15 protein-coding genes and 3 tRNA genes are annotated in these 13,386 nt (G+C 53.6%); 11 read left to right on the plus strand and 7 right to left on the minus strand.

Annotated features, from left to right (window positions below):
* Positions 1-2: 2 nt before the first annotated feature.
* The 4 genes from HMPREF0908_RS00890 to HMPREF0908_RS00905 form a co-directional block, all read right to left on the minus strand.
* On the minus strand, positions 3-983 hold the full coding sequence (locus HMPREF0908_RS00890) for an NAD(P)H-dependent glycerol-3-phosphate dehydrogenase (protein WP_040572288.1): 981 nt from the start codon (positions 981-983) through the stop codon (positions 3-5).
* A complete protein-coding gene (locus HMPREF0908_RS00895) occupies positions 980-1,714 on the minus strand; it encodes a tRNA threonylcarbamoyladenosine dehydratase (protein WP_040572289.1) in 735 nt (244 codons plus the stop codon). The genes HMPREF0908_RS00890 and HMPREF0908_RS00895 overlap by 4 nt, the downstream gene beginning before the upstream one ends.
* Positions 1,715-1,787: 73 nt before the next feature.
* The gene (locus HMPREF0908_RS00900; RefSeq protein ID WP_006689523.1) at positions 1,788-2,204 is read right to left on the minus strand and encodes a universal stress protein; all 417 of its coding nucleotides are present in this window, start codon (positions 2,202-2,204) and stop codon (positions 1,788-1,790) included.
* Between the two features lie 33 nt (positions 2,205-2,237).
* Positions 2,238-2,681 (minus strand): universal stress protein, encoded by a 444-nt coding sequence (locus tag HMPREF0908_RS00905; protein WP_006689524.1) that lies wholly within the window; start codon positions 2,679-2,681, stop codon positions 2,238-2,240.
* Positions 2,682-2,876: 195 nt separating this feature from the next.
* Here HMPREF0908_RS00905 and ilvA point away from each other — a divergent pair, with 195 nt between their 5' ends.
* From ilvA to HMPREF0908_RS00940, 6 genes are all read left to right on the plus strand, one after another.
* A complete protein-coding gene (gene ilvA, locus HMPREF0908_RS00915; RefSeq protein WP_040572290.1) occupies positions 2,877-4,124 on the plus strand; it encodes a threonine ammonia-lyase in 1,248 nt (415 codons plus the stop codon).
* Between the two features lie 26 nt (positions 4,125-4,150).
* On the plus strand, positions 4,151-4,462 hold the full coding sequence (locus HMPREF0908_RS00920) for an ArsR/SmtB family transcription factor (RefSeq protein ID WP_006689527.1): 312 nt from the start codon (positions 4,151-4,153) through the stop codon (positions 4,460-4,462).
* A gap of 1 nt (position 4,463) precedes the next feature.
* Positions 4,464-5,219 carry a C40 family peptidase gene (locus HMPREF0908_RS00925; RefSeq protein WP_006689528.1) on the plus strand — a complete coding sequence of 252 codons (756 nt, stop codon included), beginning with the start codon at positions 4,464-4,466 and terminating at the stop codon, positions 5,217-5,219.
* Between the two features lie 18 nt (positions 5,220-5,237).
* Positions 5,238-6,665: a PDZ domain-containing protein gene (locus tag HMPREF0908_RS00930; RefSeq protein ID WP_006689529.1), complete on the plus strand. Its 1,428-nt coding sequence runs from the start codon at positions 5,238-5,240 to the stop codon at positions 6,663-6,665.
* A 191-nt stretch (positions 6,666-6,856) separates the two neighbouring features.
* Positions 6,857-6,933: transfer RNA gene (locus HMPREF0908_RS00935), tRNA-Pro, on the plus strand.
* Between the two features lie 2 nt (positions 6,934-6,935).
* A tRNA-Arg gene (locus HMPREF0908_RS00940) sits at positions 6,936-7,012 on the plus strand.
* Between the two features lie 88 nt (positions 7,013-7,100).
* Here the strand turns inward: HMPREF0908_RS00940 and HMPREF0908_RS00945 are convergent.
* Both HMPREF0908_RS00945 and rfbB read right to left on the minus strand, forming a co-directional pair.
* Positions 7,101-7,176, minus strand: a tRNA-Ala gene (locus tag HMPREF0908_RS00945).
* 99 nt (positions 7,177-7,275) lie between these two features.
* Positions 7,276-8,283: a dTDP-glucose 4,6-dehydratase gene (rfbB, locus tag HMPREF0908_RS00950; protein ID WP_006689530.1), complete on the minus strand. Its 1,008-nt coding sequence runs from the start codon at positions 8,281-8,283 to the stop codon at positions 7,276-7,278.
* 139 nt (positions 8,284-8,422) lie between these two features.
* Here rfbB and HMPREF0908_RS00955 point away from each other — a divergent pair, with 139 nt between their 5' ends.
* The 5 genes from HMPREF0908_RS00955 to HMPREF0908_RS00970 all read left to right on the plus strand — a co-directional run bounded on the left by HMPREF0908_RS00955 (position 8,423) and on the right by HMPREF0908_RS00970 (position 11,855).
* A complete protein-coding gene (locus HMPREF0908_RS00955) occupies positions 8,423-9,940 on the plus strand; it encodes a Y-family DNA polymerase (RefSeq protein ID WP_040572292.1) in 1,518 nt (505 codons plus the stop codon).
* Positions 9,941-9,949: 9 nt separating this feature from the next.
* Positions 9,950-10,165, plus strand: coding sequence for a hypothetical protein (locus tag HMPREF0908_RS10460; protein ID WP_006689533.1), 216 nt, complete (start codon positions 9,950-9,952; stop codon positions 10,163-10,165).
* A 96-nt stretch (positions 10,166-10,261) separates the two neighbouring features.
* A complete protein-coding gene (locus HMPREF0908_RS00960) occupies positions 10,262-10,819 on the plus strand; it encodes a DNA-3-methyladenine glycosylase I (protein WP_006689534.1) in 558 nt (185 codons plus the stop codon).
* Positions 10,816-11,526, plus strand: a complete 711-nt coding sequence (locus tag HMPREF0908_RS00965; protein WP_006689535.1) for an AzlC family ABC transporter permease — start codon at positions 10,816-10,818, stop codon at positions 11,524-11,526. The genes HMPREF0908_RS00960 and HMPREF0908_RS00965 overlap by 4 nt, the downstream gene beginning before the upstream one ends.
* Positions 11,523-11,855: a branched-chain amino acid transporter permease gene (locus HMPREF0908_RS00970; protein WP_006689536.1), complete on the plus strand. Its 333-nt coding sequence runs from the start codon at positions 11,523-11,525 to the stop codon at positions 11,853-11,855. The genes HMPREF0908_RS00965 and HMPREF0908_RS00970 overlap by 4 nt, the downstream gene beginning before the upstream one ends.
* Positions 11,856-11,925: 70 nt before the next feature.
* Here the strand turns inward: HMPREF0908_RS00970 and HMPREF0908_RS11135 are convergent.
* Positions 11,926-13,386 (minus strand): efflux RND transporter permease subunit (locus tag HMPREF0908_RS11135; protein ID WP_006689537.1); only part of this gene is annotated, 1,461 nt, incomplete at its 5' end.

A 13,386-nucleotide genomic window follows, 5' to 3' on the forward strand; every position in this document is an offset into this window, starting at 1 on the left:
CCCTACTCCTTCTCGCTCTTGTTGCGCCGCAGAAACAGCTGCATCAGCTGCTCACGCGGATCGCACTCATGCGCGACGATCTCATACACCGTCGTGCAGATGGGCAGTTCAACATGATACTCCGCGGCAAGAGCCATCAATGCCTCAACGGTGTAGACGCCCTCGGCGATCTTATGAAAGTCGCCTGCCGTACCGCGCACGACGGCCTCCCCATAACGGCGGTTGTTGCTGTGCGGAGAAAAGAGCGTGGCCTCATAGTCACCAAGATGCGACAGTCCATAGATGGTGTCTCCGTCACCCCCCATCGCATGCACCAAACGTGAAAGCTCACGGGCACCGCGGGCCATGAGTGCCCCCTTCAGGCTGGCGTAGGAAAAGCCGTCGAGCATTCCCGCCGCGAGTCCTATCACATTCTTCGCTGCCGCGCCGACCTCTGTGCCGAGGAGATCCTCCCCATAATAGAAGCGGATGAGCGGACTGCCGAGCACCTCCACCAGATCGTGCAGCACCGCCCGTTCCTCCCCCGCGAGCACCATGCAGTTCGGAATGCCGCGCACAAAGTCCTGCACATGCCCGGGCCCAACCCAGACGACAGGCTGTATGGCTGCGCCGAGTTCTTCCTTGACTACGGTGGTCAGACGCTTTCCCGTGCCAATCTCAAGGCCTTTCATGCAGAGAATCATTTGCTTGGTGCAGAGCTCTTCCGCCAGACCGCGTGCATATACATCACGCAGGAAGGCACGCAGTGCCTGTGCATGAATGGAGATGATGACGATCTCTGCCGTCTGCAGGGCCGCCGCAAGATCATCCGTCAGATGAACTTCAGGCGGGATGGGCAGGAACTCATTCGTCCGTGTCTTCTCCAATGCTGCGAGATGCTCTGATCCTCTGCGCCCCCACAGCGTCACTGCATGACCAATACGGTGGGCATACCACGCGTGAAATGAGCCCCAACGCCCACATCCGAGAACTGTAACTCTCATGACGATACCTCCACCGCTGCACCCGTCAACGCACGTACGACAACCCCCGCCATAATCATCCCCGCCACAGGCGGCACAAAGGACACACTGCCTGGTGCCAGATGCCGTCCCGGTGCCGGCGCACAGATGCCCGCAGCGGGACGCTTCGGACGCTCGCGCGAGCAGACAACCGTGAGACGCCGCACGCCGCGGTCCTTCAGCTTTTTTCGCAGAATGCGCGCCAATGGATCACCCTTGGTGCGATAGATGTCCATCACCGCAAAGAGCGTCGGGTCGAGCTTGTTGGCTGCCCCCATACTCGCAATGAGCGGTATATTCCGTGCCTGACACTGCACGGCAAGATCCACCTTCGCCGTCACCGTATCCACTGCATCCACGGCATAGTCATAATGCGTCTCAAAAAAGGAATCCGCCTCCTCGGGCAGATAAAACGCACGGATTTCGCGTACCTGACAATGGGGATTGATCGCCCGGATGCGCTCTGCCATGACCGTGGTCTTGGCTTTTCCCACCGTCTCGGTGAGTGCATGAATCTGGCGGTTGATATTCGTCACGTCGATCGTATCGTGGTCGATGAGCGTCAGCCTGCCCACACCAGCACGCGCCAGCGCTTCTGCCGTAAATGAGCCGACCCCGCCAACGCCAAACACCGCCACCGAGCTCGCCGCAAGGCGCGTGAGTCCCGCATCGCCGAGCAACATCTCCGTCCGCGCAAAGCGCTGATCCTCCATCATTTCCTCCCCAGCCTGCATCGAAAAAGCTGCCGCATCTGTGCGGCAGCTTAAAAGAATCAACCAACGGGCATTACTTTACCACGAGAACAGGACACTTGGACTGCTCGACTACATACTGGCTGACGCTGCCCAGCAGAACTCCCTTGACGACCCCAAGGCCGCGGCTGCCCATGACGATGAGATCGATATCATTCGTCTCTGCAAAATCGAGCACAACGACCGCAGGTGAGCCCGTATCTGAGAATGACTCTTTCTCAACCCCCTCCGGTACCATCTCCATAGCGCGGTCCAAGATGACATTGCCTGCCTTCGTCACTGAGTCAAGAATCGCATCCGACAGGACAGCATTGATGGCAAGCTGATTGATGTTTGCCACGTATAGGAAATTCAACTTTGCCCCGCAGATTTTGGCAAGCGTTGCCGCCTTTTCAATCGCACGGTCTGCACCCTCAGATCCATCCACCGGCACCAAAATATTCTTAATCATGGAAGTACCTCCTCACTTCTCTCATACCCAACCTCATGCACTCCCAGCCACAAGGACGTTGGAATGCGCATATTCCAAGACAGCCTGTGTAACACTACCGAGAAGAAGCCCCGTCACGCGCGAATGCTTGCGCCCACCAATAACGACCAATCTAATACCCATCTCATCGATAAAATGCAGAATCTCATCGGTCGGCATACCAGTACGATGGTGACACACATGAGCGACATGTGCAGGAAGCAGTGGCTCCGCCACGGCAAAGATCTCCTGTGCCTCCTCTGCAGCTGGACGCACAATACTTGCAGGAAGCCATGGTACATCTCCCTCATCCGTACTCTCGTCAAATGGAGATACATAGAGAAGATCAAGGGGGGACTCCATCACAAGCGCAAGTTCTCCTGCCAAATGAACAGCACTCAGTGCCTCCTTTGTTCCATCTACGGGAACCAGAATACGCCAATTCCGGGAATATGCCATGACGCACCTCCGTTCTGTTCAGTATGGAAAGCAAGTACAAGCATACTGTACTTATGCTCTCTTTAAGTTTATTCGCGAAATTCTGTCGAACTCCTTCTTTATTCCGACAACTTTTATGCATACGAAAAGAAAGAATTTGACGCACACCATTGAACATGATAGACTAGCTTCTATAATAATTATGGAGGTAAAATGATGGGAGAAGAGCAAAAAGTCCTGACCGATGAGGAAATTGTAAAATCTACAGGAATTTCCGATATTTATGCTGCTGCCAAGCGACTCGAAGGAATCGTCCGTAAGTCACCGTTGGTATACAGCGACTACTTCTCCGACCTCTCCGGCAATGCAACCTATCTAAAGCTCGAAAACCTCCAGACAACAGGAGCATTTAAGCTGCGCGGTGCATATAACCGCATCAGCATGCTCACCGAGGAGGAGCGTGCACGCGGCGTCATCACTGCATCGGCCGGAAACCACGCGCAGGGCGTCGCCTACTCAGCTCAGAAACTTGGCGTAAAGGCTGTCATCTGCATGCCGGCAACGACACCGATCCTAAAGGTGGAGGCGACGAGGGCCTTCGGCGCGACCGTCGTACTCCACGGCAACGGGTTCGACGACGCCTATGCTCACAGCCTCGAACTGCAGAAAGAGCACGGCTATGTCTACATCCACCCGTTCAACGACCGCAACGTCATCGTCGGGCAGGGCACGATCGCTCTCGAGGTAATCGATGCGCTCAAGGACGTGGATGCCATCCTCGTCCCCATCGGCGGCGGCGGGCTTGCCTCCGGTATTGCACTCGGCGTAAAGACGGTCAACCCACAGGTAAAAGTCATCGGTGTTGAGCCGGAAAACGCCGCCTGTATGAAAGCGGCTCTTTCTTGCGGCCACGCGATCACGCTCCCCTCTGCCGACACCGTCGCCGACGGGTGTGCTGTGCGTACGGCGGGAACACTTACGCGGGAGTTCTGCCGCCGTTATCTCGACGAGATCATCACCGTCTCCGAGATGGAGATCATGAGCGCCCTCCTCTCCCTCATCGAAAAACACAAACTGATCGCCGAGGGGGCAGGAGTACTCTCCCTTGCTGCCCTGCAGAAACTCCACACGAAGGATAAAAAAATCGCCGTGCTCATCAGCGGCGGCAATATCGACATATCCACCATCTCTGCGCTGATCTCCAAAGCACTCATCTCACGCGGACGCGTATTCCGCTTCGCCGTACAGCTTCCTGATAAACCGGGACAGCTGCTCAATGTCGCTCAGATTCTCACTGAACAGGATGCCAACGTCATCCGCCTCGACCACGATCAGACCATGGTGACCGACAGTTTCCAAAAGGTGCAGCTTACCGTCACCGTCGAAGCACACGGACAGGATCATGTTGACCGCATTGTCCATGCGTTGGAAGAAAACGGCTTTGAGATCAATAAAATCTACTGACCCGTCATGAAAGGATATTAAAACGCATGACCTCTGTCCCTGTAAAATCGATCGATCCAGATACAGCACAAAGTCTCGCCGATCTCTTCAAAACACTGGGCGACCCAACCCGCATCAAAATTCTCTCCCTGCTTACAAAAACGGAGGAAATGCGCGTCTGCGACATCGCCGACAGTCTGGTAATGGGGCAGTCGGCAATATCTCATCAACTGCGTGTACTGCGCGCAGCACGGCTTGTCAAGTTCCGGCGCGACGGCAAGGAAGTCCTCTACTCGATCGACGACGACCATGTGATGAAACTACTCGGTCAAGGAATTGAGCACGTACAGCACGCATAATATGGAAAGGAAGATCGCGATGAATCCCCTGCACCGCTTTGTCATCTGTACAGGCATTGCCTTGCTCCTCGTTGGAGGAACGGCATATGCCTCCCCCACCCTGTGCGAGGGTTCGCACGGGCACGACGTACTCGTTCTGCAGCGTGCTCTGCAAAATGCCGGTTACCCAGTCAAAAACATCGACGGCATCTTTAACAAAGAGACAGGACATGCTGTCGCCATGTTTCAGCGTGACAACAAAATAAAGATTACGGGTGTCGTCAACAATGCAACATGGCGCGCCTTGCGCAACGCTCCTGCCAAGCGGCCTTGGGGCATTGACGTGCCGCGTCCCGCGCCGAAAAAAATTCCACTCGCACCAAATGGAACACAGATCCTGCCGTCAGGCAAAGTCCCCGCTCTCATCAAGACGGCAAAGGCGTATATGGGTACCCCCTATACCTTCGGCGGAACGACACCAAAAGGATTTGACTGCTCAGGCTACCTCCAATACGTCTTTCAAAAACAGGGCATCACCATTCCGCGCACTGCCGATGAGCAGTACAAGCTTGGCCTGCGCACCAAGAGCACGAAGGAACTCGTCCCTGGTGATCTCGTCTTTTTTGAGACCTATGAAAAGGGCGCATCTCACTGCGGCATCTACCTTGGCAAGGGCGAGTTTATTCACGCCTCTACGAGCAAGGGAGTGCGCATTGACGCACTCTCCAACGACTATTGGCAGCCGCGATTCCTCGGCGGAAAGCATATTGTGAAGTAAAGGAAAGGTTGGGTTGACATGGTGCCTCTCTTTTTCCGTCTCACTGCCGCCGTTCTCCTCTTTTCCGTTACAGTTTCAGCAACGGCATATGCGGAGGATTCGCAGCCTGATCCCTATCATGTGGACTGGAAAGAACCCCAGACACGCCGCATTGAAGTCCAACGTCCCCCAACTATGGAGACATGGGGTGTTGTAAAACAAGGCGATGTCCAAACGAAATTCCTGCGTTCCATCCCCTATTTATACAGTGCTTATGAACTGCATGAAATCCATAAGAATGGCAAAATCGAGTATCTTTTCCACGTGCAGGGTGAATACGGCAGCGATGGAACCATCCCGCGCCTCACCATCGGAACGAAAGAGGACACCGCATTTGAACTGACTCCGGTCCCTGCAGCGGAGATCAAAACCATCCCATCCAAGGACTATACCGATTATTGGTATCGCGCCGGCGATCTCTCCCGTTGGATTGCGCTCGAGGAATCAGCAAAGAAAGGGAAGGTAAACGCTTACTTCTATTATTCCCCCAACGGCAAGGCAAGCCGTGACGAGATCTCTCCTCTCGTAAAACGTATTCCGCGCTGGCTCGCGCTTTCCATCGAGGAATGTAATGCATACGGACCAAAGTACAGCATCTTCTATCCAGGGATGCCGGCAAAAGAGCTGCGCGATGCCATCGCCTATCGTTCCAACGCGCACTATGACAGCGGACGAGCCAAAACGTCAAATAAATACGTCTTCTCCGATGTGGGAAATCTCCCCTCATTTGCCCTGCATCCATCATGGTCCATGGCAGAGGTGCATTATGTGACATTCCGTGAAGAACCTGCAGGAACATGGGTGAATTGGGACTATTGGGAGCCCCTGTCGAGCAGCATTCATCCGCTCGACACAATTGGATATATCACACAGACAGTCTATGCAGATCTCTATCCAACAAAATATTACGGATTTACACTAAAAGGTCACGCCGAGAAGCAAAAATGGATCATTGACACCGTTGATACGAAGCGGCATCCAGAACTCGCGGCAGTTACGCCGGGCGATGTCATCAAATCCCTCAACGGAATCCCAGTCGATGGCTATCCGAAATATGTTGCCGAATATCTCATGTACTACAGTGACCTTGGCGATTTGAACCTTCTGCTGGAAAACAAAAAGTCAGGGCTCTATGAGGTTACCGCACGCTCTTTGATCCATCTGCCGCTGCCTGCAATTAACTATGCTGCAGAGAATGAAAAGTCAAAGCTGCGCTATACGAAAAAATCGATCCATGAGTTTCGCCTTGACGGAGCTGTTCCCTTTGAGATCTTTGACCCGCTCGGGAATCCCGCCGCTCATATAGAATCTCCGCGTACAGATTGGATCCTCGAGCATTTTCATGCGCAGAGGCCACACACCATGCCGCTCGGTAGATATTTTGCCGCTGCCGCCCAGCAATATTGAGGAAATGCTGATAAATTCAGCTGCGCTATCTTGGCACATCTTTTTCGCTCTGTCTATGCCCTAGAATTCTCCACATAGACCTTATTATGTATGTGTCAGTGTATCTAAAATCTACAGCAAGCTGCCGCAGACTTCATTTTATCAGCGATTTCTTGACTTTTTCCTGATTGCTCATTATAATAGTGCGATATCGGGATGTAGCGCAGTTTGGTAGCGCGCTTGCTTTGGGAGCAAGATGTCGCAGGTTCAAATCCTGTCATCCCGACCATTGCACCTGTAGCTCAGTTGGATAGAGCAACGGCCTTCTAAGCCGTGGGTCGAGGGTTCGAATCCCCCCAGGCGCACCATCAGAGGCATACGCATCGCTTATCGATGCGTTTTTTATTGCACAAAAAAGGATGCAAGATCCTCTCTTACATCCGCAGTAGATCAAAATGGTGGAGACAAGGGGGATCGAACCCCTGACCTCTTGCATGCCATGCAAGCGCTCTCCCAGCTGAGCTATGCCCCCGTGCTCTTCGCGCTGACAATGGCAAGTATAACGAAAAGCGGACACGTTGTCAAGACAGAATTTCCACTTCCAGTTCGGCGAGATCGTTTGTGGAAGAATTCACTCCATCGCATTCCGCTTCTCGTACACACCGCTCAAAATATCAGCCCACCATGATTCATGCTCACGATACCATGTAATGGTGTGCTGAATCCCCTCATCGAATATCGTTGCCGGATGCCAGCCCAGTTCACGCCCGATCTTCGTCGGATCGATGGCATAACGGCGATCATGTCCCTTACGATCGGCGATATAGGAGATTTGTTCCTCTCCCTTGCCAAGCGAGGCAAGGATAGTTCGTACAACGTCAATATTCGACCGCTCGTTATGCCCACCGACGTTATATATTTCACCATCTGCCCCACAACGGAGGATGACATCGATTGCCGCACAGTGATCGTCCACATGCAGCCAATCGCGAACGTTTTTCCCATCACCATAGACTGGCAGCTTCTCTCCCCTCATCGCGCGGATCACCATCAATGGAATGAGCTTTTCGGGGAACTGAAACGCGCCATAGTTATTGGAGCAGCGCGAGATGGTCACAGGCACTCCATAGGTACGTGCATATGCCTGCACAAGGAGATCGGCAGATGCCTTGGAGGAAGAATACGGACTAGAGGTATGCAGCGGCGTCTCCTCTGTAAAGAGAAGATCCGGACGATCCAGTGGTAGGTCACCATAAACCTCATCCGTCGATACCTGATGATAGCGTTTAATTCCATATTTGCGGCATGCATCAAGCAATATACTCGTCCCAATAATGTTCGTTTGAAGGAAGATCTCCGGTGTCTCGATAGAGCGATCCACATGTGACTCTGCTGCAAAATTGACGACAACATCCGGATGCTCCTGTTCAAAAAAGGAATAAACAGCAGTGCGATCTGCGATATCATCACGCACAAAGGAGAACTGAGAATACTCCCGTGCGGAATTAAGCGTCGCAATATTCCCCGCATAGGTCAGCGCATCATAGCAGATAATTCGATCCTCCGGATGCTCGCGCAGCTCATAGTAGATAAAGTTTGCGCCAATAAAACCTGCGCCGCCGGTAACCATTATCTTCATTGTTTCTGCTCCTTTGCACACTGTCTTATAAAAAGATGATTCGACACATTGCTCATTTTTCCTTTTCTCTCATTACGAATGAGAAATGGTTTACACTTGAGAAACATATGTGCTATAATATCCTAAAGGAGGGATACGGTTGAATGATCGTACTTATATTGCCATAGATCTGAAATCATTCTACGCTTCTATCGAGTGTATCGAGCGTGGCCTGAATCCCCTTACGGCTTATCTTGTTGTTGCAGATGAGAGCCGCACCAGCAAGACTATATGCCTCGCCGTCTCTCCGGCTCTTAAGGCACACGGGATTGGCGCTCGTCCGCGTCTCTTCGAAGTGATTCATGCCGTTACACAGGCAAATGCACGACGCAAATACTGTGCCCCAAATCATACGCTCACTGGAAAGACAACAGATGCAGAGGCACTTTTCAATAACCCCGCCCTTGGCATTGCCTATCATATTGCTCCGCCGCGCATGGCGCTCTACATGGAGTACAGCGCACGTATCTATGAAATCTACCTGCGCCGCATTGCACCGGCAGATATACATATCTATTCTATTGACGAAGTATTTATTGATGTGACGAGCTACCTGGACACACAACATATCTCGGCACATGATTTTGCTATGCTTCTCATTCGTGATATCCTGCGGGAGACAGGCATCACAGCGACGGCAGGAATTGGGACGAATCTCTACCTTGCAAAGATCGCCATGGATATCGTCGCCAAACGTATGACGCCGGATGCAGACGGCGTACGTATTGCACAACTCGATGAAATGATCTATCGCCGCACCCTATGGACACATCGTCCGCTGACAGACTTCTGGCGGATTGGCAAAGGTTACGCTGCAAAACTCGAAGCAAACGGCCTCTTCACGATGGGCGATATCGCGCGCTGCTCCCTCGGTACGACACATGACCATTGGAACGAAGACCTGCTCTATCGCCTTTTTGGAGTACAGGCTGAACTACTTATCGACCATGCATGGGGGATCGAACCGACGCACATGGAGGACATCAAAAGTTATCGCCCAAAGATGCGCAGCAAATATATGGGACAAGTTCTACAGAGCCCATATCCCGCCGAAAAAGCACGGCTTACCGTCTGGGAGATGGCAGATGCACTTTCCCTTCTGCTTGTCGATCGATGTATCACCACTGATCGCATCGAGCTGACCATTGGCTATGACGTCGAATGCCTGATCCGCCCTGAGATTCGTGACCAATACAAAGGGCGTATTCATACAGATCATTACGGACGTAATGTACCATGGCCGACACATGGATATGTGGGCATTGAACGCGGCGCATCATCCTGTATCTTAATGAGCGAACTGCTTGACTTATTTGATAAAATTGTCGATCCGCACCTCCTTATCCGGCGCATCACTCTTTCTGCACATCATCTTATCACGAACGAACAGCACGTTGCCGCGGCTAAGCAGATATCTCTCTTCTCATCCTCAGACACAGAGAAATACGTGACACTTCAGCAGAGGACAATTTCTGCAGAAAAAGAAAAATCTCTGCAGGAAGCGCTGCTTTTCATCAAAAAAACACATGGGAAAAATGCCATCCTGCGCGGTGCGAACTTCATCAGTGGTGCAACAGCACAACAGCGCAACAAGCAGATCGGCGGACATAAAGCATAGGAGAATCATATGCAGAAAAGTGCTCATATCTACGACGACATTTTACACCGTACGCGTCCTATATCAAAAAAACATCCACCAATGTCACGTCATGACCGTGCCGGGCAGTTTGCTCCCTTTGCAGCACTTACTGGACTTCATGCAGCTGCTGCACATGTAGAAGAGCATAATGCTGCACGCTATGAGGGGAGTCCAAGACTTGACAACACCACAAAAGACAACTAGAATACAGCATACCTCGGCATGACTTTTTGCCGATGAAACAGAACAGCAACAGAGCCGAAGGCCCATGGATGGCGGCTCTTCCCATTGGGAGGGTATATGGGAAAGAAATGCAGACGATGCGGGTGGGTCAACCAAAATGATCCCATCTATATAAAGTACCATGATGAGGAGTGGGGCATCCCGCTCCACGACGATCACGCACTCTATGAGCTCTTCCTCTTGGAGACATTTCAGGCGGGACTCTCGTGGGCGACGATCCTGCACAAGCGCGAGAATTTCCGCCGTGCCTACGAGGGATTTCACCCGGAGCGCGTCGCCGCATTCGACGCAGCAAAGATAGATACGCTCATGCAGGATGCGGGCATCGTCCGCAACCGCCGCAAGATCGAGGCGAGCATCACGAACAGCCGCGTCTTTCTCGACATCGTTCGTGAATACGGCTCATTCGATGCCTATATCTGGGGCTTCACCGAGGGGAAGTCCATCCGTGAGAGCTGGGAGCTCCGCACCACATCCCCCCTCTCCGACCGCATCACAAAGGATTTGAAGCGGTGCGGGATGAAATTCATTGGCTCGACATCGATCTACTCGACACTGCAGGCAATCGGCGTGCTTGCCGCACACGCAGAAGACTGCGACTGGAGGCTGCCATGAAAGCGTCGGCCAGTGTTCCGCTCGCTGCCCTGCGCGCCGCCTTTCCCTACACCGTCCCCATCCTCGCAGGCTTTCTCTTCCTCGGACTCGCCTACGGCATCTATACCAACGTCTCAGGCTTTTCATTTCTCTACCCAATGGCGATGAGCGCCATCATCTTCGGCGGTTCGCTTGAGTTCATTGCCACGGCACTCCTCCTCGCTCCCTTTGCCCCGCTCGAAACGTTTCTGCTCGCCCTCATGGTGCAGGGACGGCATATCTTCTACGGCATCTCCATGTTTGAGAAATACCGTGGAACGGGATGGAAAAAGCCATACCTGATCTACGGAATGTGTGACGAGTCATTCTCCATCAACTACACGGCAAAGATCCCGCCGCACATCGACGCAGGCTGGTTCATGTTCTTTGTCACCCTTCTGAACCAGCTCTACTGGGTCGCAGGGGCCACGCTCGGCGGGCTGATCGGGAGCGCACTTCCCATCAACACATCCGGCATTGAGTTTGCCATGACCGCACTCTTTGTCGTGATTTTCATTGAGCAGTGGAAGAACGACCCGCAGCATTTGACGGGCATCCTCGGCATCGGCGCTGCTGCACTCGCGCTCATAATGTTCGGCCGGGATGCGTTCATGCTGCCGACCATGGGCATGATTCTCCTCGGCTGCCTCATCCTGCGCCCCATCATCGAGAGGAGAGAAGCGGCATGAGTTTTACCGAGCAGTGCATCACAATCGGGCTCTGTGCACTCGCGAGCGTGCTCACGCGCGCACTGCCCTTTCTCCTCCTCTCGGAGAAAAAACCGACGCCGCCGCTCGTTCGCTACCTCGGCAATGTACTCCCCGCCGCCGTCTTCGGGATGCTCGTCGTTTACTGCCTGAAGGATGTATCTCTCCTCAGCGGAACGCACGGCATGCCTGAGGGGATTGCCATTGCCGTCACAGCACTCCTGCATTTGAAATTCCGTCAGATGCTTCTCCCCATCGGCGGTGGAACGGCGGTCTATATGTTCCTCGTCCAGTTTGTATTTACCGCATAAAGACAGCAAAAAGCTTCTGCACGAAGCGTGAAAACTTCGTGCAGAAGCTTTTTTGCATACCACACAGCGATTACATATAATCGTCCGCCGTGCGTGTCTTATTTTTCTTGCTGATGCCGAGCATCCGCGAGATACGGTCGACTATGACGTAGAACACAGGGATGAGGAACACGCCGAGCACCGTCGCACAGAGCATTCCTCCGACGACGGCAACGCCCATGCCGTTGCGCGCCGCCGCGCCCGCACCGGACGCCATACAGAGCGGCAGACAGCCGATGATGAACGCGAACGAGGTCATGAGGATCGGGCGCAGACGCAGTCCTGCCGCCTGGATGGCCGCCTTCAGCGGATCCATACCGCGATCCACTCGCACCTTTGCGAACTCGACGATCAGGATGGCGTTCTTCGCGGCAAGACCGATGACCATGATAACACCGATCTGCATGTAGACGCTGTTCTGATAGCCCGGTGCAGGAATGCCGATCGCCCCGAAGATCGCGGCAAGAATGTACTCGGCAAAGAGAGCACCGAAGATGCCCGTCGGCACGGTGAAGAGCACGGCAAACGGCACGCTCCAGCTCTCATAGAGAGCTGCCAGACAGAGGAAGACAAAGAGCAGTGCGAGCGCGAGAATCTGCATCGTCGAGTTCGCCGACTTCTGTTCCTCGCGGCTCTGCCCAGACCATGCGATCGAGAAGCCGGAGTTGATGTGATGCTGCACCACCTCGGTGATGGCGTTCATCGCCTGGCCCGAACTGTATCCCGATGCCGCATTCCCCTGTATGTTGATCGAACGTGCGCCGTTAAAGCGGCTGATCTGTGTCGGACCAGTTGTGAGTTTCGGCTTCAGGAGGGTATCGAGCGGTACCATCTCCCCCGCCGAATTGCGGACAAAGATGAACTTCGCGGCCTCCGCCTCTGTACGATACGGCGTCGCAGACTGGAGCACAACCTTGTAGGTGCGGCCGAACTGATTGAAGTCATTGACCTCATAGCCGCCGAAGTTGGTCTGCAGTGCCGTAAACACGTCCGAAAGCTGCACACCGAGATTTTTAACTTTCTCGCGGTCAATCTCGTACTGATAACTCGGCGCATTGATCTTGAACGTGGTACGAACACCCTGCAGCTCAGGACGCGTCCGCGCCTCAGCGAGAACAGCATTCACAATGTCGTTCAGCTCGGTATCCGAGTGACCGCTCATATCCTGCAGCTGAAGCGACCAGCCGCCAACGTTGCCGAGACCCGGCAGTGCCGGCGGGTTGATGGCGACGACAGTCGCCTCCGGTGCCTCCATCGCTCCCACGCGGAACATCGTTCCGACCGCGGCGGCGACGGACTCAGCCAGACCGGAACGCTGTGACCAATCCTTCATACCGACAATGACAACTGCACCGTTGGAGTTTGCCCCGCCGGCGAGAATGTCAAAGCCGTTGACGGCCATGACGGCATCCTGCCCCTTGATCTCCTTCTGTGCCGCCTGCTGGATCTTGTCCACGACCTTTTGTGTCTGATTCGTGGATGCCCCGGACGG

The organism is Centipeda flueggei ATCC 43531, from assembly GCF_000160695.1.
In the GTDB taxonomy this organism is placed as follows: Bacteria; Bacillota; Negativicutes; order Selenomonadales; family Selenomonadaceae; genus Centipeda; species Centipeda flueggei.